Below are 23,544 nucleotides of genomic sequence, written 5' to 3'. Positions count from 1 at the left end.
CGCCAAAGAAAAACGCCACCTTGAGACGCTTGAAAGCCTCGACCATGAAGCCATGCATAAGGCAGATGCCAAAGCCCGTAAACACTACAACCAACAAATTAATATTGAGTATTACACCAGTAGCAAATTCATTAAAAGCACAGGATATGAGTCGGCCAAAAGCGGAATAAAAATGGGCATACGCCAGGCCTTGGGGCTGGTATTCGCCGAGATCTGGTTTGAACTTAAAGAGCACGTACCAGCCTTGTTTAAAGATGCGCAGGATAACTTTACGCTAGAACTGTTTTTAGACCGCATGCAGTCTTTGGCAAAAGATATTTGGTCGCGCATTAAGCTGCGTTTTAAAGACCTGATTGAAGAATTCAAAAACGGGGCGATGGCAGGCGTGCTATCTAGCATTACCACCACTATCCTGAACATTTTCTTTACTACACAGAAACTATTGGGACGGTTGATCAGAGAAACTTGGTCAAGTTTAGTTTCTGCTGCAAAGCTACTTTTTCTGAACCCGAACAAACTACCGGCCGGCGATCTAGCCCGCGAAGTTACACGCATCCTCTCAACCGGCATTGCTGTTGCCATGGGTGTCATATTGAATGGCCACCTCGCCAATGTCATGACGTTTCCGTTTGGGACCGAAATAGCGGCCTTTCTGAGTGCTGTTGCAACTGGCTTAATGACACTAGGAATTACTTATTTCCTCGACCATAGCGAGATCATGCAGAAAGTTTGGAATTTTCTAAATCAATACAAATCTGAAGCGAAAAGAACACTTGAGTACTTTCAGAAAGTGAATCAAGAACTAGACCGATTCTTGATCGAATTGTCCTCGCTGGAATTTAACTTATCCGTTTCAGAAATGAGTCAGTTCATAAACAACTTAGAATCCTTCTCCTGTGAGTATGAAAGATGCTTTGTGCTGGCCAACGAAGTGGAGCGACGCGGTATTGCATTACCGTTTGAAGCAGGAAACATTGAGAGTACGAGAAGTTGGCTGAAAAAACTCTAACCAATTCATCCTTGCAGCCCTTTCCATGCAATGGATGTGGTAAGTGTTGTGCGAATGTTCATTTATCTGATCAAACGAGAACTCTGGACCGAGGGGATGGTATCTGCCGTCACCTCGATACGATATCTAGGCAATGCCAGATATATGAAGAACGACCAGATATTTGCCGAGTTGCTTTGCAGTTCGAACGTCACTATGCCGCGCAGTTTACCTGGGATGAATTCGTTTCGTTAAATTTGGCCATTTGTGAACAGTTGCCTGACAGGATAAAACAAAAATAGACCTTATCATTGCCTAAGCTTGTTGCTATTTATTCATCACCGCCCTCTAAATCAACCACTCTGGCTTAGGCATCAATTTATTCGATAAACTCTCATTGGCTTACAACCAGAAGTGTATTACATTTGTAATACACTAAGGAGAGGGAAACCCCGTGAACGTTATAGCAGTTATTAACCAAAAAGGCGGTGTGGGCAAGACCACAACAGCCATTAACCTCAGCGCACAATTTGCTAAAGAAGGCAAACGTACCCTCGCCATCGATCTCGACCCACAGGCCAATTTGACCGTGGTGTTGAGCGGCGGCCAATTCGAGTTTGATACCACCATTTCGCATGTGTTTGAATCAGCGAAAAAACACCCGCTACGCACAGCAATCATTCCAGCGCAAGCCGGCGGCGATAACCTGCCGAATTTATCACTGTGCCCGACCGATATTCGACTCAGTCGTGTAATTGAACAAAGCCTGACGAAAGTGCACCGCGAACGCATTTTACTAAAGCAGCTTGAAACGCTGAAAAATGAGTATGATGTCGTTGTTTTGGATTGTCCTCCCAACCTAAGCCTGACTTCAGTAAACGCCATGATGGCGGCTGACTTATTCCTGATCCCCGTTGATGGCGGTTCGTTTTCATTGAATGGATTGGCGGACTTACTGGATGCGTTAGAAGAGGTGAAAGAGACCGATGATGTTAACTTTGTGGTATTCCGTAATGAATACGCCAAGGCCAACAAGCTGATCAACAACTTCCTCAACGAGCAACTCGACGGTCTCGATGACAAGGTTCTCAGCACCACCATTCGCCGCACCGAAGCTATTGGTCAAGCCAGCGTGAGCTCAGAGCCACTGTTGACATACAAACCAGGCTCAACTGCTCTTAATGACTACAAAGCCCTTGCAAAAGAAGTAATTGCAAGATTAAATGTATAACAAATGTAATACATTAACATGACTAAACTAAAAGGGACGACGGCCCTAAACCGTCGCACACAGCGTAAAGCTGAAACAGACACAGCACCCAAAAAAACCGAGAAAATCACTACTGTCGGTACGCGCCGCAATGTCACGACCGGTACCTCGCCGGTACCCATGCGCCTACCAGAAGATGACAAGGCCGAGCTGGCACAATGGCTGGAAGAGTTAAGTGAAGCGACAGGGAAAAAAATCACCGGCGCCAAACTGTTTCGGGGGCTGATCCACATGCGTGGAAAGTTGAACCAAAAAGCGTTGATCCAAGCGATTAATGAAGCGTGTTAAGTTAACCTAAAAGCGGGGCGCCGATAGGCGCCCTGATTTTTTACCCGAATGAGGGGGGTTTACGGCATTTCTTGTTCATATGATTCGATCAAATCAATAAAAAACTCTAAATCCTCACACGTATTAATTGCCCATCCTTGCTGTACCAGTACAACATTCAACGCCTTGACCATGTCAAACACGCTCGGATTTAACATTCTCAGATTTTCATAAAGAACATAGAGCGACCGATCAACAACAAACTCGGCTTTTCCGATGCTCATTGCTGTAGAGCCTGACTGATGCAACGGGGATACGTTGCTCGCCGGTTGCGGCTTAGTGGTGGTTGGTTGCGGGTAGTTGGCATGTACCATGGGCTTTTCTCCTTTTGGGGTTTCTCATCGCCGTTTTCGCCTGCCTGTCCGCATGACCGACATGTTCTTGTCAGCAAGGGCGCTTAGCGTGCATTTCACCCTTGCTGGCAAGGTTATGGTGGGCAACGGTAAAACAGGCAGCGGGAAATGCGATGGCGAGAAACCCTGGAGAAAAATGGGACATGACAACGTCACGTAACCTTACCAACACTTACCGCAAACGGCGAAACGCTCTTTAGCCCCGATCGTGACCCGAAGGGCCAAGACAATGACTAAACACGCTGTTTGTGTTGGCTATTGGCTTGGTCGAACCGCCGAAACCAGCGAAGTATGAGCGCAGAAGAGGCGTGTGAGGTAGAGCGGGATTTGCTTCTATTTGATGTATGACTTCTTGCACAGTAGGAATATTGTCATTTAGAGGAAGCACGCAGGTAAATATAGAACAGCAACATTGCCATTAATTTAGTTCATTATAAATGTAGGTTATATACGGAGTAATGGGGCATGGACGGCAGTTTTATTAGTTTATACTAAAAGGAGCGAAAAAAACTATTACGCCCCTTGTTAAGTTAATTAAAACACATCCAAATTAAACTTCAACAATGATTCAAATTTACTTCTCTTTATTGTTCCCATGTTAATCTTTCCAGATGAAATGGGATCATAATAACCAAAATTCACCTCATACTTTTTACTTAAAATCATCTCATATGCTTCAACATAATCAAAATCAGCACTGTCACTTTCAGATAACAATCTTTTCACTGCTTTATATGAAGTCAAAACACTGTCAAAATCAGATGAATCATTATCACATTTAAATAATGAATCAAGTTTATTAACATATGACTTTGCAGCATAGAACATGTTTACATTTAGCGGCTTTAATAAAATATCATCAAAAATATAAAAGTCATATAATCTTTCTTTTGTCTGCTCATAGATAAAAGCAGGCAAAATCTTAGTTGAAAAACGTTTAACGAACTCATAAGACTGTTTAATAGTCAATGGACTAGCGTCACTATCAACATGAACACTGTACTCAGTCGCGCCATTTAAAGTATTCTTTTTATTGCACAACAAATAATCATCATACCAGATAGAAAACTTAATACCGCGAACAATAACGCTCTTTGATATTTTCAAGTCATTATTTTTGTTTAAAATATAATTGTTCTGATTAAATATCCATGAGTTATAATTATTAACCTTCGCCACTAACTTTTTAGTGAGATGCCTGTTACTATTAGCTTCGGTATATTGATGCTGATTAATTTTTTCTTTCGCATCATCACTTAACCTATTGTTATCTTTGATATAACCATAGAGTTTTGACATTAAAATGCTAATAAACTCACTCTGCTCACTCATGTTAAGTGTATCTAATAAAAGATCATTTGAAACATATATATCAACGCCACTATCAGTAGGTTTTAAATTTATCCCATCTGAAAGCAATGAATTTAAACCAAGATTGGTGCCATCATTATCAATCCACAAACAAGCACTAATATTTATTTCTCTTATTAATCTTACTGTTTCAGATAGTGATGCTTGATATAATTTTTCGTTAATATCTCTAACTAAATCTTGCCTATATTTTAACGCTTGATTGAAATCAATATCTTTTGGATAGCAAGTATAACCTCTTCGAACATCACCTATAAACTCAGAAACCACTCGATATCTAATAGACTGAAACTCATCATTATCAAAACGAATAAGGTTTTCTATAGCTCTTAATATTTCATTGCCTTCTATAACTCCCCTCAGTATTAGTGAGTGTGGATAGTTCATCCTAATTTCGTTTAAATTATCCCATGAAAATGATAACACATCGCATAGCTCAGGTATGACATCAAGAAGTAGATCTTTTGAGTCATGTTCACCACCCTTGACTTGTTGTGCTGCCACTTTAGACAAAAAAAACCTATCTTTCATTCCTTCATCTAACGTTACAAAAAAATAGTGTAAGTAACCCCATTTCTTCATCCGTTGTGCATCATAAGAAGGTCTCACTGGATTATAACTTACCGAGGAACAAGCATGCGAATCACACGTTTTCTCATCTACATCGTCATTGTTTAAGAAAGCTTTGGTGAAACCGGCGATTTTTTGAAGTGTTTTCTGTGTGGACTTATCCGCCTTTATACGCTCAATCACTAATAACAGCTGTATCCACTCAGATAGAACCCCATCTATGGCATAGCTAAAAGGATTAACTTTTTGAATACGGGAACTACTCAAGATCTCATCGATCGCGGTTACATCTTCATTTTTACACATAAAAAAACCAACAATTAAATGCAATAAATTGAATATACCACCAAACAAATAAGACAATAAACAATCAATATACAAAAAAACAAAAAAACAAAAAAGTGAATACAAAAAAACAAATGCAATATTCAAAAAAAACCACAAAGTCAAAATTGAACAAAAAAAACCATATAAATTTAAATTCAATATTCATATTGACAGGCAACAACTATTGCTATCTAATTGCATTAACAAACACCAACCATGAGAGATTGAGAAATGCCTGTTAAAGAAGCCGCAGAAAGCTTGTTCAATAGCGTCATAGCCAGAAGAGTGGCATGTAATGCACACAATGAGCTGTACCACTTTTTAATGGCCGTAAATCAATACGGAATTGAGGCAGTGGTACAGGAAACAATTCGATTATTGATGAATAATGGTGACGAATATTTAACCGCATTACGAAAGGCCACAGATATGGCTATACATATGATGGGAATTGCAACCGGCGAAAAAACATACCAATTAATAAGAAATAGCATGAATAACACACACATGACCAGTAACATTCATACTGCAACCTTAACGTATAACTTTAGATAAGAGGCCTTAATATGATAGTAAACTTACCTTGCGCTGATGGTTCTGACCGTAACTGTCGGGAATACCTTGAAGCTAAACAATACCCTTGGCAGTGGTGTTACTTAGATAGCTATCAAAAATCAGAAGTTATTGATAGCATAGAAAATATCACAGAAAATGAAGATGAACATATTGTCGAATTAACGCTTCCTGCAAATGAAGCTTGTGAAATACTAAGTCACGACAATAACTATACTCAAAAAGATATTGATGAAATAAGAATGAATAACGCCACATATACAATTTATCTTGAATTTCATGCAAGGACATGTGGAGCTTGTGGCAGTGATCAATAAATGAGTCATGAAGAATTAGACTATAACAGTAGTCAGATTTTAATGAGGATATAACTAACGATGATACCGGTACATTGTTAGCTAAATTTAGTCAATGGATTCTGATCTGTTATTTAAAGATAAGAAAATTAATAATATTCATCTTCCATCATTATTCAGTAATTTAATATAAAACTTACCTTAACAGCACGACCAGACCACCGTTGCCCCGCTGATATTTGCCTGTAAAAACGCCACTACAAGTAAAGAGCCAAGACAGGTTTAGCGTTAACACAAAAAGACGGGGCAACGCCGGGTGGGCGGGGGATGTGGTGGCCAACGAGGCGCTTGCGCCAGTTGGATTGGCCGGAACGGCCAACATGCGACACGAACAGCAAACGAAAACCATTAAAGACAATGACGGACGCAACCGCACGAAAACACGCCGTTTGTGTTTTGGTGCGACGAACCTGCCCGGCCGATGGCGTAACCATGGGACGATAAACATTCGCCAGCTTGCTGGCGGCCTTACAGCCTGCAAGGCTGCGCCCCCATTTACACATAATGCTTTTATGCTTGAATTTGCCCAGCCGCCGGCAGCTTGTCTGGCGGAAGCGGCGTAGCAACTTCGCATAAATTTCATTATGTTAATATGGGTGGCCATCCCCCCCCAAGCTTGGGGGATGGGGGTTGGTAACCGATCTAAAAGCGCCCAGCGAATGCCGGCTGACGAAAGCTGAAACGATGGCTTTGACGCGAACCTGGCATGCCATTGATGCGCAGCATGAATACGCTCGGCATGCGAGGTGTTTTCGCGTGAAAGCCAAGAGTGGAAGCTGCAGGAAGCGGGCATGCTGTCGCTGGGCGGCATTATTATAGGGAAAGTCACCGCTAGAGAATTAATGTATTACAATTGTAATACACTAAAGTACAACAAACAAAAAACAAACCTTTGTTATACAAACAAATAGTTTAATTTTAGAATTTAGTGTAATGTGACTTTTTCCTTTTAAAGACACCTTTTAATCATGAACGACGTATTCAAAACACTATTAAACCTGCGCTCATTGCGCGCCGCAGCCCGTGACGAATTCACTCTAGAACAACTTCAAGAAGCCCTGGAAAAACTTCAAACGGTCGTTGCCGAACGTGCAGAAGCCGAAGCAGAATCTCGCCAGGCCAAACAAGAAAAAGAAGAGAAATTGAATGCATACCGCGCCATGCTGATCGCTGACGGTATCGATCCTGAAGAGCTATTGGCGACACTGGCCAATACACCGAAAAAAGCGAAACGCGCCCCTCGTCCAGCTAAATATAAATTCACTGTTGATGGTGAAGAGCGTACTTGGACCGGCCAAGGCCGAATGCCCGCCCCCCTAAAAGAAGCTATCGAGAATGAAGGGAAATCACTGGATGATTTTCTGATTTGATCCCATCAAAGCCCCGCTCATAGGGGCTTTGACTTACATTCACATCACCACAAAAAACAAGGGATGAAATACAAATGTATTACATTTACAAATCAATTACCCTTTCAATTTAAGCAGTTAATCCTTTTAAGTAAGTTGCAATCTCACCATCTAGAGCCTTGCGCAAGTCAATGTTATCGGCTTTAAGATCAGTAAACATTTTCTGTGATTCCGCCAGCTGTACTTTCAACTCATCAATAACATTACGTGCATCTTTAAGCTCAGCACCCAGCGCCGATTCCGAGACTCGGGCGTCAGTCAATGCATTACGGGTTTCAGTGACACTATCACGATACTCTCGACTCCCCACCTTAAGCTCAGCGATTTGGCTTTCCAGATTACCCAACAAACGTTCACTCGCCTTCAGCTCTGCAGACACGGAGGCTAACTGCTGCTTACTTTCATCATGGCGGGAAAGCTCGGCGATCAACTCATGTTGGCTATTCGACAAGGCATCATTTGACTTCGCCAGCGCTTGCTTAAGTTCATCAACCTGTGCATTAGCAATCTTCATTTCTGAGGCATGTTGATTTCGCATCTCTTGATGAGCACTCTGCTCACGGGACAGTTCAAGCTGCGATGCATCTAACTGCTGGCGAAGGGTCGCGCGTTCATCAATAGAAGCATCTCGTTCAGACTCAAGCTGACGAACACGGGCTTCCGCATCTTTTAGGCGTAGCTCTGTTGTTTCAACTTTTCCAAGCACATCACGAATCATAGCTTCCTGCTCTTCGTTTTCTGCTTGAATCGCCAGTTGATGCTTTTCAATGATCGCTTGTGCGGCTTTCTGTGCGGCAGCCCAAATGATTTTCATCGCATCAGCCATCGCATCCTGAGCATTGTTTGGCAGGACGATTTCATCAGGGAGTGCCGCCTTCATAGCCTCAAGCCCAGCATCCGATTCCTCCCAGGCTTTTAGGTGTTTTTGGATAGTGCTGTAACTTCCAACACCAAGCGCCTTGTGCACCTTAAGCACGGTAGGTTTTTCTCCCTGATCAACAATGCGATTCGCCACCGCAAATACGTTCTCTACTGTTACTTTCGCCGCTACCATCGCTTCACTTCCCCATAAATTTGATGCTCTAAACATTGTATAAAAAACACACTGTACAAGCAAACCGTAATTACGATTTTTACTGTAATTATCGTAATTACAATAATGCATTACAATTTATCTTACCGATATAAGGCAGCAGTCATACCCGTATTGCTTTATGGACGCAGATAAATTGCCCCTCAGCAAAGTAATCAAATAGGCAAACACCAGTATCAAATAGCTATACCCCAACGAAACCACTTGCCGTACCTCATCACCCCGCATTGCCGTAAAAACAAAACCACTTATAATGAACCAAATTAGGAAACCAACTTAAAATGAACTGATTTGGTGATAATGATGCTGATCCGCGCCTACCTGCGAGCTTCTACCTCAGAACAAGATGCCCACCGTGCAAAAGATGAATTACGCGAGTTCATTGCTGGCTTTAATCATCGCATTGCCGGTTACTACACCGAAAACCAATCCGGCACCAAGTTGGAACGACCGGAGCTCAATCGCCTGATAGAAGATAGCGAAGCCGGTGATGTTCTGCTGATTGAAAAAATGGATCGCCTCACGCGCTTGCCTTGGGGAGAATGGAAAACCTTGAAGGCAAGGATCATGGCTAAAGGGTTGGTGATTGTGGTGGCCGATCAGCCAATGACCCATGCTGTGTTTAGCTCGGGCAAGCAAAATAGTATCACTCTCGCGTTAACAGAATTTATGCTCGATCTCGGGGCGGCCATGGCCCGTGATGATCACGAAACCCGCCATAAACGCCAAGCACAGGGGATAGCGAAGGCCAAAGCCGAAGGTAAGTATCGTGGCAGACGCGCAAATATGGCCTTGCATCAGGATATACGTGATCAGTTAACGTTAGGCCGTAGTTACTCGCAGATACAAGAGAAGCTAGGGTGTAGTCGGGCGACGATAGCGCGGGTGGTGAAGGAGAGTTAGGGTTAGGGTTAGGGTTTGTCTTGGTATTGGATGTTATAGCAGCTCTATGCAAAATAAGAAAAACAAGCAGGAATATATCCCGCTTGTTTTTCATGTATCATCAAACCGCGCAACCTAACACTGATAACAGTTGTTGTTTTTTACTCAAGATAATCTCAGGATTCGTTTTATCAGATAAGCTTTCTCTGGCTTTTTCACCTAAAAAGAATGCTATTCGTTCAGCATTAGCCCCCGATGGATGAGGCATACCTGCTAAGATTTGATTGCGTTTGATATATCCTAGCTCAACCATAAAGAAAAGCACGTCTGCTACTGAATCGCCTAAAGGAACATATAATGTATCCGAAGACAGTTGGTGTAACTCTTCCCCAAGGTATTTCTCTATTGCCTCTCGGAGCAATGGAGTCCCTAACATCTTCGGTGTGCGGCCACTGTAATTTTTACCATTCACAAAGACAGGATAACGTAGTGCAGAGGTGTAATGTACTAAGTCCTTACGAGTAGTGAAGAGCTCTTCGCAGTCATTTAGGCCTAACCGATGTTGTAACCCGATATGATTTAGCATTCGTATTAGGTTTTTACGCATAGGACCTGCGAAACTAGCGGTTTCTTTGGCTGATTGGCTAATAATAGGCAAAGGCTTGTTGGTATTTAACTGTTGTTGTGCTTCTTGTAGTGCGATTTCTGCTTGTTGTAGTCCTGGAGTTATTCCACAAATGACAATTTTCGCATCTGTATTCACATGATCAAATGGAGCATAATACATTTCAATTGATTTATCTTTATGTAGTAGCAATGAATTAGGCATAACTTTCAATGGGAATTGCAATGCTTTTATTGGCAGAATAAGTTGAGATAACATTTGATATCCTTTTCTTTTGTTATTTTGAAAATACGGTGATCACATATGGATCCCAACCTGTTGTCGTAACAACCCATATACCGTTACGTTCAATTGTTAGTCGCTGTGTAGTCGATTTGTTTTTTACAATAACCCCGTAATTTAGAGCTGATTCCACATCCTGCAGCGTGAGATTTCGCTCTATTATTCGTTGTTGTGCATGTAGAGATAAATGCATCCTTGCCTCCCGCATTAGTTATGCGCTGATCAGTGAAATCACTTTGTCTAGTTCTTCTTTTGTGCGAATTTTCACCTTAAGTAACTCACACCAAGCTAATTCATTGATCTGCCGTAAGTGACTATTACGTCCATAAGGTACCGTTTCTGTGGTTACTGGCTCATACAGCTTACACATGCCATAAGGCAGTTCAGTCAGAAGATCTTTGTCAGCATGGTGCCTAGGCATAAAGATACTGCCAAATTTAGTCATCTCCACCGCAATAACCAATTCAGTATTGATGCAGATAAATGGGACAAGTTTACTTGTCGATTTATAAATAGGATGAGTAACAATAGGTATATCTTTGTTGGCAATGAGGTTGATGACATCTTCACGATAGATACGTTTATCTTCTGAGGTTGTATTGGTTTTTAACCCACTCAGTACTTTATTCGTATTACGGAATTGCTCGCTAAGTGCTTTTTCAAACCATTGCGAAAAGGCGGTCTTATCTAATTTCAGAGAATGACTTAAGCTATAGATATTACTTCTATCATTACAATAACGTTCTAACGTCAGTGAGTCCCCTAACAATTCCTTCAAATTACGATTAAGAAGCGCTTGGCAACGTAGCACTAGTCGTTTTTCTAGTTCAGGAAGCAGTGGCCCTTTAGTATCAGAGAGATCAGCCAAGTCATAAATGATAGTTGAGTCCGTTACAGGGTACCGCCCTGAAGAGGGTACTTGAGTAAAGCGACGAGCAGGGTCACTCGCCCACCGTAGCATCGCCGAAAAATCATTATCAAAAGCGGCGAAATCTTCTTCTGTTAGCACTTGGCTCAACTTGTTTTCGTTGCTACTCACAAGACGATTAAGATCATCACAGGTGGGGGCCAGATGCATAAAGGTTAAATCATCAAAAGGATCACCCCCCTCTTCTTGTTTTTGAATAGCAAAGTGTAGCGCATATATGGTCGCATAGTTCTTGGTTTCAAAATCCATTTTCGCTACTGTGTCAGCGCTTATAGTATTGGTGACATCCACCTCACTTACCGCTTCCAGAAATGATTTAGCATGAATAACTTGTTGTTTTAATAAATAAATACTGATTAAGCCATCTTCATCCACACTACGTGCAATATCTTCAGAAAATAGCTGCTTTGCAGCAAAACGGCCGATGACATCGCTAACTACAGCACCTTTTGGGTCGATAACACACAGTTCCTGAGTGGCATTATAAAGCTCTTCATTAAACATCTGATTCAGCATCATGTTTGTTTTCCTTAACGTTATCTGTTGTTGTAATAACAGTAACGTCAAAATAATTTCTGGTCAATTTATTTAAGAATAAAATGACCAGAAATTAAAATTATGCGCCATCAGTCCAATTTTGGTTTGTTTTTCAACAATTAAAACAACCAAAATATTAGTGGTGGCGAATGGGTAACGGCAACGACTCACCAAGGGGGCTATAGCCGTGATGATCATGAAACCCACCATAAACGTCAGGCGCAGGGAATTGCCAAAGCCAAAACCAAAGGTAAATATCGCGGCAGACGAGCAAACCTGGCTTTGCATCAGGATATCCATGATCAACTAACATTAGGCCGCCGCTATTCGCAGATACAGGAGAAGTTAGGATGTAGCCGGGCGACAATAGCACGGAAGGTGAAGGAGAGCGTTACATTCTCCCGCCTGACTCCACATAGCCTCAGTTTTGATTCATAAAAGAATCAAGCAAGAACCAAAATAATTAAATCTTGATTCAGTTATGTGTGTAGAATAGAATCAATGCAAAATGAAACTGTATTGGTATGAATATGAGCAAACTAAAAGCACTGATAGAGCAGAAAAATATGGCACAAAAGGAGCTGGTCGCTTCGACAGTGAGGATGCCGAAGGAAATGTATTCGTTCATCGAGGCCTTCGCCGAACATCTGTCGCTATCTAAGCAGGAAACCATGGTTGCATTGATGGAAGAGGGCATTGCGGTGGCAGAAAAAGCCTTGAAAATAGACCGCGACGAGCCCATGGACGACAGTGTTGAGCAATCACGGTTTCATTTGCTGAACACCAACAAACGCCACAGCATCGAGAACCATATCGCCATGCTGGAAGAGGGCGTAGCCGCTGCTTTCTACGATCCGTGGAAGTTCAACATCGACCGGATCAAAAAGGACGATATTGTTTTCCTCTATGAGAACGGCAGGGGGATTGTGGCCTACGGCAAGGCAACGGGCGATACGCTCAAGCGAAACTGCTACGACGATGTCGACGAATGCCACTACCAGAAGCTCAACGATTTCCGGATCCTCGAAAAACCACTTCCGGCTGGCGAAATTAAGAAGGTCCTCAACCGCAATGTGGTGTTCCTGCGCACAATGACGGGCATGCCCGACGGCCAGAAAGTACTGGACAAGATAGAGGCCATAGCCTGAGCACACCGACAACCTAGCAACCAATAAAAGAACTGATATTGTGATCACTGATTTATTACGCCTCTACCGGGACAAGGATCTAATCGCTATCGACAACCAGAGCATTTATGCCACCCGGATGGATCAGCTATGCGCCAAATGCAACGAGTGCTGGGAGGGGATAGAATCATCCAAAGCAGACTGGAACGAGATTTTCCTCCCGCATATCGGCAGCTGCTACCAGCAGGACCGGATTGCGATCATTGGGCTGAATCCGCACCAGTACGGCGGCCTGTACGAGTTCCAGAAACTAGTCAGCGAAGCAGCTCTGCTGATCGCAGAGGGAAACAAGAAGATCAACTGGGGAGCTTCGGAATACAAAGGCACCATGGTGTTCTACTATGCCGCCATCTACGCCTCGCTGACTCACCGTGCAATACACGGCCGCGCCTTCTCTGGTATAGAAGATATCACCTTCGAGGAAGCTGGCAGGATCTTCGATTATGTCGCATATACCAACACCATCAAGTGCAGCCCGAACCATGACCGCTCTTGCCCATCAGGCAATATGGTCGCCAACTGTGCCAACCACGTATTGCTAGATGAGTTCAAGATACTCGCACCAAAAGTAATTATATCGCTGGGCAGCGAAGCCACATCGGCGGCCGTCAAAGGGCTGGGCCTCGAACATATGGCGACTGAGGATGTATGTAGCTATTACCGGAACGGTGAGCTGCAGCTTATCGGCGTTCCTCATCCAACCCGTTTCCTGACTGACCAACGCCGCTTCGAGGGATTTATCAAGCTGCTCCAGGCTGTTGCCCTATAGGCCTTCTTTCATTGATGTATTACATTTCTAGCGCATATATAGGTCGCCACTAGGCGGCCTTTTTTGTACGTGTCCTCCTTGACTCTTACCATTTAACATAATGTTCCGTGACTAAAAAGGCCATACAGAGATAGTCTTTTTACTTAAAATGTATTACTTTTGTAATACATCCTCACTCATCAAACCACGCCGTTTCACATAGTTACTCAATGTACTCGGTGCTTCATCAATCAACTTCGCCGTCGCACGGATCCCCAATCCCATACTCAGATACTTCTCTATCTGCTCGCGCTTGGGATCTAACTTGAGGGTTTTCGCTTCACCTTTTGGCCGCCCCAGCACATAGCCCGCCGCCTTACGCGCCGCAAGTGCTTCGGTAGTTCGCATGCGGATAAATTCACGCTCAATTTCCCCCGCCAACCCCAGCATGGTGGCAATGATCTTTGATTGCAGGGAGCCATCGAGCTGCATGTTCTGCTTAGCAATGTGCACCTTGAGCTGTTTTTCCATGCACAATTCAAGGATTTCCAATACTTGCAAGGTCGAACGGGCCATACGGGTGACTTCAGAGAAGATCACCGTATCCCCTTCCGTCATGCCTTCAAGTAGGGGCCCCAGTTTGCGTTGGTGCCACTTTTTACGACCGGTCACCGTGTCTTCGACAAACATCAGATCGGTGAGGCCGTGATTATTGGCGTAGTCGTAGATCCCGTGTTTTTGATTGGCGACATCCTGGCTGTCTGTCGATACCCGCAGATAAGCGTAATTGGCCATGATTTTCCCTTTGTAATAGATCCTTTAAATACACGCTAAAGGATCCTGTTGACAAAAGGAACTGTGAGAAATGTCGATAATGCGCGGCTTAGCGCGCTCTACGGCACGCTAAGCGATAATCTGGCTTTGTAGGGAGTGAATTTTGCGTGATGGGGAAAATGGCGTACAAGCGATTCTAGGGCGTTTGAGGTTAACCCCAGGCCTTATCTAGATTCTGGCGAAAGATCTCATCAAACACGATATCTTCTGGCAAAGTGATGATCCCTAACTCGACAGATTGTAACGCCAACAGGTGTTTCTCATTCAGACGGCCTTCAAGCGGATACATCATCACGATGTTATACGCCTCTCTGACCAGCTGCAGCATCGGGTTCTCAGGTACCGTTTCTTGCGCTAACGCGGCACGCGCTTGTTTCTCTGCCTGATTAACCGGCTGCTTCCACCGATACAGAAATTCTACCGCAATGATCCGACGCCCTTGCATGACCGGTGCAAAGCCAAGATTGCCACTTTTCTCATCAATCAAGAATTCGAGCTCTTTACTGACATCTGCGCATTGGCTCATTTCCTCAATCGGCTTCTTCAAGCAACGATCAATAAAGACCTTGTTCTGGCTGTAGCTCTTCTTGAGCAGGTTTCCTTTTTCATCCAGCAAGCCATATAGCGCATGAAGCGATTCAATACGCTGTGGGTGCAGCTGGGTACCACTGTCTTTAAAACGCGATAACAAGGTGTAAAGACGCTTGGAATGTTCGGACTTCAAACTACGGAAGGCATGGTGATTGATCTGTGCGTGACCGGCTGAGTAATCCACATAGGCATGGATCAACTCGCTGTTAGGCACAATTGTCAGCGCCCCTTTGGAGTATTTCACCCGAGCAAACAGCGGAATGAAGTCAAATTCCTGCGCATCATCGTTCGAGAGACCGACCTTACGACTCGCCAGGCGCTCAGCAACCGGCCGTAAGGTGGGATACAGCTGCTTAGAAGACAGACCAAACCACTCTTTCAATACATCGGAATGAAACGTGTATTGCGGGGCGTGAATATCACGCTTGGCCAGAAAATCTTCCCAATGCTCTCGATTAAGGCGAGAGAGGAACAAGGCCATCATATCGTGCTCACGCGCCGACAAGCCTAACTGGCTAAACACCAACTCATGGCTTTTCTTGAAGAACTGATTGGGCAATTCTTGCGAGTTTTCTGTCGAGATCTGAAAGCGCTTGTTGCGGTTATCGGTCATTTTTACTGTTGCCTATGGTCACATTTTTTTAGTGTGGTCATAAATCATACTAAATTTTCATGTCCATAACAGGGAAAACCACCAAAAAGACTAAAAAAGTGTGACCATGTGGGTAGGCCGATCAGACACACTAAAAAAGTGTGACCGTCAGACTAAAAATATGTGACCATAGACTAAGATAATGTGACCATAGACTAAAAAAGTGTGACCGTCAGACTAAAAATATGTGACCTTAGCACTAAAAAAGTGTGACCTCAAACTTTGCAAGCTTATGAAAATAAACGATTTTCCAGACCCTATAGATCTTATAGATCTTTATATAGATCTATATAGATCTATATATTGTTATATAGCCTGTGGATTGTGGATAACTCTTCGAGTTAACACAGCAACCCACAGTCCCAAACAAATCCTTTCTTCTTTTTGTTTTTATTCTTTCTTTCCCTGGCACTTACCCTATCAATAGAAACCCTAATCCTTTCTGTTCCAAATAAAGGGTCGATATATTCGTACACCCCTATCGCCTTCATCACCCCCTCCAACCATCCATAATGTTTACCCCTTATGTTTTGATAAAAAATTTTCTGACTGTACGAAATTAACAGCAGTTAACCGAACATCATGATAAGAAACGATTTTATCGAGAAACAGCATGATTACACGACCATGTTGATGTAAACCGAAAATCTCCCGCATACCACTTGGGAATCCTATCGGATTGGATATGCTACAAACCAATGGATAGAGGAGCGGCATGCGATTTTTAAAATTACGAATTGATCACAAACGAAAACGGAAAGACGGTACCCACTACATCACCCCTCTGATCGTCGATACCCCCCGTAAATTTGCCCCAAATCATCGTCGTAAAGAAACCAGCTTACGCCGCACACAGTGTCAGCTCATTATGGGTGCGCATGATTCCGGCAAAAGCCGGTGGTTAACCCGTTTACGGGATAACCGACATGCGATTTGGGGCAAGAAACCCCAGCCGGTGTTACTAGATCACCGGCCGAGTCGATATTAAGAACTTGCGTGATATAAATGACTATTAGCAATACGTGATTTTATCACCTGTAACTTTTATTATTTTATTGTTTTTAAGTTCTGAAATTGAGTTATCTATATTGTTTTTATCAACAATATTCGAGCTAATTAAAGCATTTTTAAGAGATTTTAATTTTTTTGGTGTTGTCCCATTGTTTTTCATTAAGTTAATATATCCCTTCAGCTTCTTTATGTGAATATTATTTTTTCCGTTATTATTGTCTATAGCTGATTTTATCTTTGTTTTTACTTCTATTTTTTCTTTTGTTTTTTCTTTTACTTCTTTTTTAGTATTTATATTATAAGTCACTTGAGCTTTGCTAACTATAGCTCTTTCATATTTGAGGGCTTCTTGAATAGAGCCAACTCTATTTATTTGAATTCCTTTATCTTTAATGTGCTCAATTAAAGGGTCAAAACCTTTATCATTGGAAACAATTGAAAATTCAATATTTATATCTTCTAGTAATCCGATATAGTATGCAATGTGAAAATCAAGAGCATTTTTCCCCGTTGAGTTTATTTTTATATATTTAGCGTTTAACTCTTGAACTGATGCGACAAAATCAAAAGATATTTTATTTTGAAGAGCTCCAACAAGTATATTTACAAAAACATTCTTATAATTTTTCAAAAGAGTTATATCTTTTGGTTGTAAATTTTCAAAATCAATAAAAATATAATGCTCTCTAGCCATAAAAAATTCCATGCGGTTAATTTACATGTCAACATATTCTCAATTTTACATTAAAACACATGTGAGAGTGTATTTATATATCACTAGTTAAAATTCTTTTTATTCTACGGGTGTTTAGGTCATAACGGAAATTAAATAGAAATTAACCAAGAAACAACGCAATTACACAGGCACGTTGAACTCACCCGAAAAGCCAGGATATGCAGCATCGACATCAATAATTTTGAGATATGCTACAAACCAATGGATAGAGGAGCGGCATGCGATTTTTAAAATTACGAACCGATCACAAACGAAAACGGAAAGACGGTACCCACTACATCACCCCTCTGATCGTCGATACCCCTCGTAAATTTGCCCCAAGCCATCGTCGTAAAGAAACGAGCTTACGCCGCACACAATGTCAGCTCATTATGGGTGCGCATGATTCCGGCAAAAGCCGGTGGTTAACTCGTTTACGGGATAACCGACATGCGATTTGGGGCAAGAAACCCCAGCCGGTGTTACTAGAAAGCCTAATGCCCCTTTCAAGTTGGGTAGAAATTAAAGGCATTGCAGCCTGGCATGCCACATTTACGGCAGACGAACCAGAATCAACCCCTTGGAGTAAATTGAACTTACAACAGAAGGCTGATTTATTAGCGGAATACCTGCTTGATACACAAACCCTGTTATTTGTCGATGATGCGCATAAGCTCACCGGCCGCAAAGGCCAACTAGCCCGCCAATGCCTTATGTCAGCCAAAATTTGGATCATGACCGCCAGCGAAGAAGGTCGGCTGCCTTCCTCTATCCGGCCTATTGTCGAACGCCGCGATCCGCAACGTATTCAATTAGAAAGTGATGTGAGTTATGACACAACCCGGGTACTGATTTGGTTCATGGTGGCACTTTGTGTCGTTGCTGGCGCTTGGGAGGCCGGCGCGGTGATCGGCGGATTGCAGATGATGGGAACAGGGAGGCGTTCAACCCGTGCTGATTAAACGCTTAACTGGGAATGCCATTACGCGACGTTGTCACGTTTTGTTAGTGATGTGGATAGTGGCTAACCTCCTCATCCCGTGGGCTGTTAAAGCCAATGAACCGCAATGGGATATCAGTTTGCCGTGGGAACAGCCGGCTGAAACGCCACCGGATGTGAAGCCATTTGAGTTGCCAACCCTAAAAGGGGATGCGCCTCATTTCATTACGCCAGCACCGGCCAAAAATAGATCCCGATGCCATTTATACCGCAGTGAACAACTGCTACCCCGAAAAGACCAAATTCAAGATAGACGTCAGTCTGGTCGCCGGTGTGCGCTCCAGTGTTGATCAATTCAATAGCAGCGATTGGCCGGCAATAACCGATCACTACATTGGTGTGGTGGGAGAAATGCCGCTCTATTCCACCACAGAGCAAGCCCGTGAAAGGGAGTGGGAGCATAAACGGCGCGTGAATACGGCCAAGAACGTGGCAACATTTGCCCAGGCATTGGCTAACCGTAATCATGCCTACCGAGAAATGGGGTTGTATTTGGTGATGGAGGCCCGCTCACAAGCGCGGGTCCGACAAGGGATCGCCAACATGGCCGAGCAAGTGGGATATTTAGAAAAAGTAGCTGCTGCCCAGCGCGATATTCTGAAATATGAAGCGCAGATTGTTGAGAACCGGCTGGCGTTGATCTCGATGTGTGACAACGTGCAAGCAGAGGTGGTGAATCGTTATCTGAAAAAATTGGCGTACTTGCCACCGGTACAAACCGCCACAGGGACAATACCATGAAGTGGTTGAACCATACCTTGATCGCCGGGGCGATATGTGCGGTGTTGTCGCCGCCTCATGTTGCAGCGTGTGTGGCTGGTGCGACAGCACCGGATTGGTTTGAGTATGTGGCGAAACTGACAGGCAGGCATATTAAGCACCGAGGGCCGACCCATATCCTTACCCATTGGTTAATTGCCGCGCTGGCATTTACGTTTGTATGGGATTATCACGGTATATTGATGGCATTTGCCTGGGGCGGTGTCAGTCATATCATGACGGATGCAATGACTGTCTCTGGCGTGCCGTTTTCGCCATATAGTGATCGACGATTTCACTTGTTTGGCGGGCGTTTTCGGACCGGTGATCCGGTGGAATACGCTATTGCAGCCGGTGTGGTTATTGCTTGTATTGGTTTTAGCCATCTGACAGGGAGCGGCGGGTTTGCGCCCTTTTTCTATGATTGGAGCGGACTCTATCAGCAAGGGAGCATTGATGGTGCAGAGTGGAAAGCGAACCGGTTTAGGTTGATATGATGTATTACAAAGGTAATACATTAATGGTTTTAAGATACTAACTTTAAAATAGATTATGGCGAGTAGATTTTATCATCCAGATGCGATTTTTGACGACCCCATCCAGCAGTTGGTGCGTGAGGCCCACCGGATAGTGACGTGCCACCCACACCAGGGGCAATTGGATGAGAAGCATATGGTGGCATTGCGTTCGATAGAGCTAGGGATAGTCTCTCGGCCTCGCGGAGTGTATTTCGACGAGGAATTTCTGGATAAGCTGCCTGATGCGTTGCCGGGGTGATGGTGTAACGAGGAGCAGATTGTTGTTTTGGCTACAAATAAAGTTATAGTGCGTTAGATGTTTGTATTCAGACTAAATCCCAACAAAACAAGACTTACTTTGAGTCTATCAACGTCATATTTTTGTATGGATATTGTTGTATATATTCGCCTGCGACACAAAATGACGTTGATCAATGTATCATTATCATAAGAATATCTAGATAGACCGTTGAAAAAAAACAAAAAAAAGACGAAATTCACCCTTAACTATACTTTTTGAGTGATTTTATTTTGACGAGTAGAACAAATACGCAAGAATCGTTAACACTTGCTTTTGAAATTTTAAAACGAATTCCTCGTCATAGAAAAATCACAGCTCCAGAATTACATACACAGCTTCAAGAGATTGGCATTGAACGGAGTATTAGAACAATACAGCGCAACTTGGAAATGCTAAGTGAGAACTTTGAGCTTGATCGAGACACTCGCTCAAAACCATATGGTTATTCTTGGAGAAAGATGAGTAACGGCCTAAGTGCGAACTATTTAACAACGCAAGAATCCTTGTTACTCAGCCTTGCTGAACAATATTTGAAGCTGATTTTGCCTACCAAAATTCTTAGCTCGCTCGAATCCTACTTTGATGAAGCTAGATATAACTTGGAACATAACCCAGCTAACACAAGAGCTAAAAGCTGGCGAAACAAAATTCGGGTAGTAAGTGAAACCATCCCCCTACTCGCGCCCCAAATGGATCCAGAGGTGCTGAGTTTAATAAGCGAAGCGCTATACGAAGACAGACTGATCACGGTTGAGTATTACAACGCAGAACATAAAAGACATACAGCGACGGTGATGCCTCTGGGATTAGCTCAACAAGGTGTGCGTTTGTACTTGGTATGCCGTTTTGATGGGTTTGATAACGAGAGAACATTAGCTATTCACCGCATTAAAAAAGTTGTTGTTTCAACATTCAACTTTAAGCGACCTCAAGACTTTACTCTAGAAAAATACGACACAGATGGACGATTTGGTTTTGGTGAAGGTGATTCTTGTTTTATCGAATTTTTGATAACAAAAAAAGCGGGGTTCCATCTGCTAGAAACACCACTATCAAAGGATCAAATCATCGAAGAATGTGAGGGTCACTATAAGATTTCGGCAACAGTAATCGACTCTCTCCAACTGGAAAGATGGATAAGAGGGTTCGGTTCGGACATTACACTTTTAAGCAAAATAAGGGATCACAATGTTTGTTCAACAGTTTAATGTGACGAAATAAGCCACTTTATTTTGTGTTTCCAAACATAAAGTCGATAACAAAGAGCTTTTAGTTTTAGAAACCATCAGAGCGCAATGCGATACAGAAACCGACTTTGAAGCAACGGCATTCTTTGTTGGACCTGAGCTTATTGGCGTTGTTTACGCCGGTGGAAAAACACCTAAGAATGAGTCGATTCTAATCAATCAAATTGCCAAGAGCTTAAATATTACAACCTCACGCTTAGAAGAAATCAAATTGGGTACAACGCCAACTCATTCTTGTGAATGAAGCAAAACAAATTATGGAGAACTAACTATGCCATTACCATTTATTTTAGCCGGAGCGGCAGCTGTTGTTGCTGGTTATGGCGCCAAAAAAGGCTACGACGGCTATCAGGATAAAACTGAAGCGAATGAGATCCTCGAAGGAGCGAAAAGAAGCTACGAAAAAGGAAAAGAAATATTCGATGGTGTCAACGAGAAAACGACGGATAGCCTGACAAAACTCGGTGAATTACAGCTGCAGGTAGGCGAAGATTTTCAATCCTTCCGAACCATAGCAGACAGCCTACTCAAGAAACTTAACGAAAGTGGTTCGAAAGAAATCGTGATCGACTTTCCTCAACATAAACTCAATAAAATTGACGGTCTTGCGCTTTCTACCACGGCGTACATGGGCAAAGTAGCAGGGGCGGGAGTTGCTGGGGCAGCAGCAGCCTATGCGGTATACGGCGGAGTGATGGCTTTGGCTGCCGCTTCAACAGGTACACCGATCGCCGCGCTTTCCGGGGCAGCAGCCTATAACGCAACCATGGCAGCAATTGGTGGTGGATCCCTTGCGGCCGGTGGTTTTGGTATGGCAGGGGGCGCGATGGTGCTGGGCGGAGTGGTTGCAGCCCCAATCATCGCCATTGCAGGCTGGGTATTTGCTTCCCATGCAGAAGAAGCATTGAATGATGCCCGGCGAGCAAGGAGCGAAGTGGACGAAGCCCTAAACAAAATGGAAAAAGGCGCGGTACAACTCTCAATGACACATATCTATGCAGAGCAAATTTATGCCGAGACCCACCGCCTTTATGAAGTATTCAAAGAATATTTTGATAGCCTGAAAGCAATGGAACAACTGATCAAGATTGGAACAAATTTAGATAAAGTAAGCGATGATGTCATCCAGATTATTCAAAATGGCTACCAAGTAGCGGCAATTCTTACCGATATTATTACCACACCGTTATTCAAACCAAAAATGGATGAACAAGGACAGGTTGTAGTTAACGCTGACAACATCGTTGAGATTGAAACCGACAGTGAAGGTATGCAAGTGCTCAACCAGCAGGCAATTGAGCAAACACTCATAAAAGCAAATGCTGACTTCGAACAACTCTAAGACATATTAAACGAGGGGGCAGAGGCCCCCTCATTAAATGGAATACATATATGACAGCATTGGTTCGCAAAGATTTTGTTTTGATGGAAGAACTCAACAAAACAGTAGTACAAAGCTTGGTTAGTTCATTTGCTCTCGATTTTTTATTGTTTGAGGACAAAAAAGGAGGAGACGTTGCCACAATACATAACGTTCGTGAATACCACAACGGCGATTCTTCTATCCACATCTCTGATAAGATCAAACTGGAATATGAGAACCGTGGCGACTACAAACCAGTAAAACGAGATAGTAACGGAGAAGTTGTTAAGGATAAAAATGGGAATCCCGTCAAGGTAGATCTTTACCACACCCATCAAAACTACATTGAGCAAGGCCGAGCGGATAAAAAACTTCATCAAGAAGGTAAACTTCACGATGTCTACCGCGGCAAAACCATGGCGCAAAATGAAAATCGTCAAACCGACCATATCATCTCCTCACATGAAGTACACAACGATCCCGGCCGTGTTCTTGCTGGTTTAACGGGCTCAGATATCGCGAATCAAAACACTAACTTTCAGTCAACGCATTCATATATCAATAACCTGAAATCTGCACATTCAATGGATAAATTCCTCAATGAAATTGTGCCAAAGACCATTGAAGCTAAAAAAATCAGCATCCAAAATAATCAACACAAGCTGACTTCAATGCCTAATAAAACCAAAGAGGAGCAACATAAGAAACGTCAATTAGAAGATGAGAT

At 43.0% G+C, this 23,544-nt stretch carries 26 protein-coding genes and 3 pseudogenes; 18 read left to right on the top strand and 11 right to left on the bottom strand.

What is annotated here, in order from left to right; translation table 11 throughout:
* The 4 genes and pseudogenes from ABT56_RS24255 to ABT56_RS18345 form a co-directional block, all read left to right on the top strand.
* Nucleotides 1-1,009 (top strand): annotated as a pseudogene (locus ABT56_RS24255) (ATPase); the annotation flags it as partial.
* Nucleotides 991-1,290: a YkgJ family cysteine cluster protein gene (locus ABT56_RS24675; RefSeq protein WP_084722394.1), complete on the top strand. Its 300-nt coding sequence runs from the start codon at nt 991-993 to the stop codon at nt 1,288-1,290. The pseudogene ABT56_RS24255 and the gene ABT56_RS24675, both read left to right, overlap by 19 nt.
* Before the next feature lie 152 nt (nt 1,291-1,442).
* On the top strand, nt 1,443-2,219 hold the full coding sequence (locus ABT56_RS18350) for a ParA family protein (protein ID WP_047880365.1): 777 nt from the start codon (nt 1,443-1,445) through the stop codon (nt 2,217-2,219).
* A gap of 18 nt (nt 2,220-2,237) precedes the next feature.
* Complete coding sequence (locus tag ABT56_RS18345; RefSeq protein WP_047880364.1) at nt 2,238-2,546, top strand: hypothetical protein; 309 nt, start codon at nt 2,238-2,240, stop codon at nt 2,544-2,546.
* 59 nt (nt 2,547-2,605) lie between these two features.
* Here the strand turns inward: ABT56_RS18345 and ABT56_RS18340 are convergent, their stop codons facing one another.
* On the bottom strand, nt 2,606-2,899 hold the full coding sequence (locus ABT56_RS18340; protein WP_053062555.1) for a hypothetical protein: 294 nt from the start codon (nt 2,897-2,899) through the stop codon (nt 2,606-2,608).
* Here ABT56_RS18340 and ABT56_RS18335 point away from each other — a divergent pair.
* Nucleotides 2,898-3,098: a hypothetical protein gene (locus tag ABT56_RS18335; protein ID WP_047880363.1), complete on the top strand. Its 201-nt coding sequence runs from the start codon at nt 2,898-2,900 to the stop codon at nt 3,096-3,098. The two genes, ABT56_RS18340 and ABT56_RS18335, sit on opposite strands and share 2 nt — an antisense overlap.
* A gap of 374 nt (nt 3,099-3,472) precedes the next feature.
* Here the strand turns inward: ABT56_RS18335 and ABT56_RS18330 are convergent, their stop codons facing one another.
* Complete coding sequence (locus ABT56_RS18330; RefSeq protein ID WP_169753946.1) at nt 3,473-5,242, bottom strand: hypothetical protein; 1,770 nt, start codon at nt 5,240-5,242, stop codon at nt 3,473-3,475.
* A 195-nt stretch (nt 5,243-5,437) separates the two neighbouring features.
* Here ABT56_RS18330 and ABT56_RS18325 point away from each other — a divergent pair, with 195 nt between their 5' ends.
* Both ABT56_RS18325 and ABT56_RS18320 read left to right on the top strand, forming a co-directional pair.
* Nucleotides 5,438-5,761: a hypothetical protein gene (locus tag ABT56_RS18325; RefSeq protein WP_047880361.1), complete on the top strand. Its 324-nt coding sequence runs from the start codon at nt 5,438-5,440 to the stop codon at nt 5,759-5,761.
* Nucleotides 5,762-5,772: 11 nt separating this feature from the next.
* Nucleotides 5,773-6,096 (top strand): hypothetical protein, encoded by a 324-nt coding sequence (locus tag ABT56_RS18320; protein WP_047880360.1) that lies wholly within the window; start codon nt 5,773-5,775, stop codon nt 6,094-6,096.
* A 236-nt stretch (nt 6,097-6,332) separates the two neighbouring features.
* On the opposite strand, the gene ABT56_RS24045 is transcribed toward ABT56_RS18320, so the two are convergent.
* Nucleotides 6,333-6,638 carry a hypothetical protein gene (locus tag ABT56_RS24045; protein WP_157037904.1) on the bottom strand — a complete coding sequence of 102 codons (306 nt, stop codon included), beginning with the start codon at nt 6,636-6,638 and terminating at the stop codon, nt 6,333-6,335.
* A gap of 465 nt (nt 6,639-7,103) precedes the next feature.
* Between ABT56_RS24045 and ABT56_RS18310 the strand changes: the two genes are divergently transcribed.
* On the top strand, nt 7,104-7,505 hold the full coding sequence (locus tag ABT56_RS18310) for an H-NS family histone-like protein (RefSeq protein ID WP_047880358.1): 402 nt from the start codon (nt 7,104-7,106) through the stop codon (nt 7,503-7,505).
* Nucleotides 7,506-7,614: 109 nt separating this feature from the next.
* On the opposite strand, the gene ABT56_RS18305 is transcribed toward ABT56_RS18310, so the two are convergent.
* Nucleotides 7,615-8,634 (bottom strand): DNA-binding protein, encoded by a 1,020-nt coding sequence (locus tag ABT56_RS18305; protein ID WP_240478354.1) that lies wholly within the window; start codon nt 8,632-8,634, stop codon nt 7,615-7,617.
* A 306-nt stretch (nt 8,635-8,940) separates the two neighbouring features.
* On the opposite strand from ABT56_RS18305, the gene ABT56_RS18300 reads away from it, so the two are divergent.
* Nucleotides 8,941-9,540: a recombinase family protein gene (locus tag ABT56_RS18300; protein WP_047880369.1), complete on the top strand. Its 600-nt coding sequence runs from the start codon at nt 8,941-8,943 to the stop codon at nt 9,538-9,540.
* 100 nt (nt 9,541-9,640) lie between these two features.
* Here ABT56_RS18300 and ABT56_RS18295 read toward each other — a convergent pair whose 3' ends face one another.
* The 4 genes from ABT56_RS18295 to ABT56_RS24040 all read right to left on the bottom strand — a co-directional run bounded on the left by ABT56_RS18295 (nt 9,641) and on the right by ABT56_RS24040 (nt 12,191).
* Nucleotides 9,641-10,402 carry a uracil-DNA glycosylase family protein gene (locus tag ABT56_RS18295; RefSeq protein WP_047880356.1) on the bottom strand — a complete coding sequence of 254 codons (762 nt, stop codon included), beginning with the start codon at nt 10,400-10,402 and terminating at the stop codon, nt 9,641-9,643.
* A 19-nt stretch (nt 10,403-10,421) separates the two neighbouring features.
* Nucleotides 10,422-10,619 carry a DUF4258 domain-containing protein gene (locus ABT56_RS24670; RefSeq protein ID WP_169753945.1) on the bottom strand — a complete coding sequence of 66 codons (198 nt, stop codon included), beginning with the start codon at nt 10,617-10,619 and terminating at the stop codon, nt 10,422-10,424.
* An 18-nt stretch (nt 10,620-10,637) separates the two neighbouring features.
* Complete coding sequence (locus ABT56_RS18290; RefSeq protein ID WP_047880355.1) at nt 10,638-11,873, bottom strand: hypothetical protein; 1,236 nt, start codon at nt 11,871-11,873, stop codon at nt 10,638-10,640.
* 69 nt (nt 11,874-11,942) lie between these two features.
* Nucleotides 11,943-12,191: a hypothetical protein gene (locus tag ABT56_RS24040; RefSeq protein WP_157037903.1), complete on the bottom strand. Its 249-nt coding sequence runs from the start codon at nt 12,189-12,191 to the stop codon at nt 11,943-11,945.
* 230 nt (nt 12,192-12,421) lie between these two features.
* On the opposite strand from ABT56_RS24040, the gene ABT56_RS18280 reads away from it, so the two are divergent.
* Both ABT56_RS18280 and ABT56_RS18275 read left to right on the top strand, forming a co-directional pair.
* Nucleotides 12,422-13,039, top strand: coding sequence for a hypothetical protein (locus tag ABT56_RS18280; protein WP_047880368.1), 618 nt, complete (start codon nt 12,422-12,424; stop codon nt 13,037-13,039).
* Between the two features lie 40 nt (nt 13,040-13,079).
* Entirely contained in the window at nt 13,080-13,847 is a 768-nt protein-coding gene (locus ABT56_RS18275; protein WP_047880353.1) for a uracil-DNA glycosylase family protein, read from the top strand.
* A gap of 153 nt (nt 13,848-14,000) precedes the next feature.
* Here ABT56_RS18275 and ABT56_RS18270 read toward each other — a convergent pair whose 3' ends face one another.
* From ABT56_RS18270 to ABT56_RS23350, 3 genes are all read right to left on the bottom strand, one after another.
* Complete coding sequence (locus ABT56_RS18270) at nt 14,001-14,621, bottom strand: recombinase family protein (RefSeq protein ID WP_047880352.1); 621 nt, start codon at nt 14,619-14,621, stop codon at nt 14,001-14,003.
* Between the two features lie 190 nt (nt 14,622-14,811).
* A complete protein-coding gene (locus ABT56_RS18265; RefSeq protein WP_047880351.1) occupies nt 14,812-15,864 on the bottom strand; it encodes a replication initiation protein in 1,053 nt (350 codons plus the stop codon).
* 1,051 nt (nt 15,865-16,915) lie between these two features.
* Complete coding sequence (locus ABT56_RS23350) at nt 16,916-17,608, bottom strand: PIN domain-containing protein (protein ID WP_053062554.1); 693 nt, start codon at nt 17,606-17,608, stop codon at nt 16,916-16,918.
* Nucleotides 17,609-17,868: 260 nt separating this feature from the next.
* Here ABT56_RS23350 and ABT56_RS18255 point away from each other — a divergent pair, with 260 nt between their 5' ends.
* From ABT56_RS18255 to ABT56_RS18225, 7 genes and pseudogenes are all read left to right on the top strand, one after another.
* Nucleotides 17,869-18,591 carry a hypothetical protein gene (locus tag ABT56_RS18255; protein ID WP_047880350.1) on the top strand — a complete coding sequence of 241 codons (723 nt, stop codon included), beginning with the start codon at nt 17,869-17,871 and terminating at the stop codon, nt 18,589-18,591.
* Between the two features lie 49 nt (nt 18,592-18,640).
* A pseudogene (locus ABT56_RS18250) lies at nt 18,641-19,370 on the top strand (hypothetical protein).
* Nucleotides 19,367-19,885, top strand: a complete 519-nt coding sequence (locus tag ABT56_RS18245; protein WP_047880349.1) for a metal-dependent hydrolase — start codon at nt 19,367-19,369, stop codon at nt 19,883-19,885. Before ABT56_RS18250 ends, ABT56_RS18245 begins: the two are co-directional and overlap by 4 nt.
* Nucleotides 19,886-19,940: 55 nt before the next feature.
* A complete protein-coding gene (locus ABT56_RS18240; RefSeq protein WP_047880348.1) occupies nt 19,941-20,165 on the top strand; it encodes a hypothetical protein in 225 nt (74 codons plus the stop codon).
* 272 nt (nt 20,166-20,437) lie between these two features.
* Nucleotides 20,438-21,415, top strand: a complete 978-nt coding sequence (locus tag ABT56_RS18235) for a helix-turn-helix transcriptional regulator (RefSeq protein WP_047880347.1) — start codon at nt 20,438-20,440, stop codon at nt 21,413-21,415.
* Between the two features lie 310 nt (nt 21,416-21,725).
* Complete coding sequence (locus ABT56_RS18230) at nt 21,726-22,796, top strand: hypothetical protein (protein ID WP_047880346.1); 1,071 nt, start codon at nt 21,726-21,728, stop codon at nt 22,794-22,796.
* Between the two features lie 50 nt (nt 22,797-22,846).
* Nucleotides 22,847-23,544: pseudogene (locus ABT56_RS18225) on the top strand (ATPase); the annotation flags it as partial.

Source organism: Photobacterium aquae (assembly GCF_001029445.1).
GTDB classification, from domain to species: Bacteria; Pseudomonadota; Gammaproteobacteria; order Enterobacterales; family Vibrionaceae; genus Photobacterium; species Photobacterium aquae.
The sequence above is the reverse complement of the archived record's forward strand: the minus strand, read 5'-3'. Positions and strand labels throughout refer to the sequence as shown.

Coding starts and splice junctions, on each gene's coding strand:
- ABT56_RS18310 (WP_047880358.1), top strand. CDS start 7,104: ATGAACGACGTATTCAAAACACTATTAAACCTGCGCTCATTGCGCGCC.
- ABT56_RS18255 (WP_047880350.1), top strand. CDS start 17,869: ATGCGATTTTTAAAATTACGAACCGATCACAAACGAAAACGGAAAGAC.
- ABT56_RS24670 (WP_169753945.1), bottom strand. CDS start 10,619: ATGCATTTATCTCTACATGCACAACAACGAATAATAGAGCGAAATCTC.
- ABT56_RS18280 (WP_047880368.1), top strand. CDS start 12,422: ATGAGCAAACTAAAAGCACTGATAGAGCAGAAAAATATGGCACAAAAG.
- ABT56_RS18270 (WP_047880352.1), bottom strand. CDS start 14,621: ATGGCCAATTACGCTTATCTGCGGGTATCGACAGACAGCCAGGATGTC.
- ABT56_RS18295 (WP_047880356.1), bottom strand. CDS start 10,402: ATGTTATCTCAACTTATTCTGCCAATAAAAGCATTGCAATTCCCATTG.
- ABT56_RS18230 (WP_047880346.1), top strand. CDS start 21,726: ATGCCATTACCATTTATTTTAGCCGGAGCGGCAGCTGTTGTTGCTGGT.
- ABT56_RS23350 (WP_053062554.1), bottom strand. CDS start 17,608: ATGGCTAGAGAGCATTATATTTTTATTGATTTTGAAAATTTACAACCA.
- ABT56_RS18290 (WP_047880355.1), bottom strand. CDS start 11,873: ATGATGCTGAATCAGATGTTTAATGAAGAGCTTTATAATGCCACTCAG.
- ABT56_RS24040 (WP_157037903.1), bottom strand. CDS start 12,191: ATGGATATCCTGATGCAAAGCCAGGTTTGCTCGTCTGCCGCGATATTT.
- ABT56_RS24045 (WP_157037904.1), bottom strand. CDS start 6,638: ATGTGTAAATGGGGGCGCAGCCTTGCAGGCTGTAAGGCCGCCAGCAAG.
- ABT56_RS18245 (WP_047880349.1), top strand. CDS start 19,367: ATGAAGTGGTTGAACCATACCTTGATCGCCGGGGCGATATGTGCGGTG.
- ABT56_RS18240 (WP_047880348.1), top strand. CDS start 19,941: ATGGCGAGTAGATTTTATCATCCAGATGCGATTTTTGACGACCCCATC.
- ABT56_RS18300 (WP_047880369.1), top strand. CDS start 8,941: ATGCTGATCCGCGCCTACCTGCGAGCTTCTACCTCAGAACAAGATGCC.
- ABT56_RS18320 (WP_047880360.1), top strand. CDS start 5,773: ATGATAGTAAACTTACCTTGCGCTGATGGTTCTGACCGTAACTGTCGG.
- ABT56_RS18345 (WP_047880364.1), top strand. CDS start 2,238: ATGACTAAACTAAAAGGGACGACGGCCCTAAACCGTCGCACACAGCGT.
- ABT56_RS18265 (WP_047880351.1), bottom strand. CDS start 15,864: ATGACCGATAACCGCAACAAGCGCTTTCAGATCTCGACAGAAAACTCG.
- ABT56_RS18340 (WP_053062555.1), bottom strand. CDS start 2,899: ATGGTACATGCCAACTACCCGCAACCAACCACCACTAAGCCGCAACCG.
- ABT56_RS18335 (WP_047880363.1), top strand. CDS start 2,898: ATGGGCTTTTCTCCTTTTGGGGTTTCTCATCGCCGTTTTCGCCTGCCT.
- ABT56_RS18305 (WP_240478354.1), bottom strand. CDS start 8,634: ATGTTTAGAGCATCAAATTTATGGGGAAGTGAAGCGATGGTAGCGGCG.
- ABT56_RS18325 (WP_047880361.1), top strand. CDS start 5,438: ATGCCTGTTAAAGAAGCCGCAGAAAGCTTGTTCAATAGCGTCATAGCC.